Source organism: Streptococcus sp. HMSC034E03 (genome assembly GCF_001811505.1).
GTDB lineage: Bacteria > Bacillota > Bacilli > Lactobacillales > Streptococcaceae > Streptococcus.
In genome coordinates this window covers 1-845 of sequence record NZ_KV804995.1, presented here as the reverse complement: position 1 = coordinate 845, position 845 = coordinate 1, and the positions used below count along the sequence as shown (strand labels likewise).

The 845-nt window shown below is 45.2% G+C and carries 1 protein-coding gene; it reads right to left on the bottom strand.

The features are described from left to right. Positions 1–845, bottom strand: an 845-nt coding sequence (locus HMPREF2805_RS07365) for an SIALI-17 repeat-containing surface protein (RefSeq protein WP_075231988.1), incomplete at both ends; no start/stop codon positions are given.

Below are 845 nucleotides of genomic sequence, written 5' to 3'. Positions count from 1 at the left end.
AACTCTGGATCTTCTCCACGAGTAGCTGCTTCTTCGCCATTTGCTCCGCCAGTGAACTCTAGGACCTCGTTGATAGCAGCTTCTGATCCATTGACTCCACCAGTAAACTCTGGATCTTCTCCACGAATAACTGCTTCTTCACCATTTACTCCACCTGCAAATTCAGGAAGCTCATGACTAGCAGCCTCTGCGCCATTGACACTACCTGTGAACTCTGGGACTTCATGGATCGCTGGATCTGTTTTACCTGATTCAACTTTCTTAGTTCCGACTAGCACAATCTCATCTCGTGGCGCTTCCACAACTTCGCGAAGTTTTTCAGTACGGCTTCCATCTGATGTGACTTCTATGCTGACGCGTTCTTTGCCTTCACGACCGGCCTGAGCTACTCGAGTTTCACCTTCTGACAGAGTTGGGTCATCTTGCTTAACTGTCTTGAAGCTGAGAGCTTCTTCAACAACTTCAAGACTTGGCTGACTAAAGCTCAATTCTTTAACACCTTCACCTGGCACAGATGTTCCTTCAAAAGTACCAACTTCTATGACACGATCTTGAGCTTCTTCACGTTCAACCTTAACTGTCTTACGTGTGTCTCCATCTACTTCTACATAAGTCGTTATTTGACCTACTTTGCCCTCTGAAACAACTTGTTCCTTGCCTTTGGCTAGGAAAGCATTCTCGCGACGAACAGTATTAAAGGCGATTGATTCTGTCGTTACTTCAAGGCTTGGTTGCGTTTGAATTAAGACATTATCTCCTTCAGTCGGAAGATTTGAATGTTTTACTTCCTCTTTCGGAGTCGCTTGAAGCTGGTTGATAGAAGTTAGAGCTGCTTGCAAGGCTTT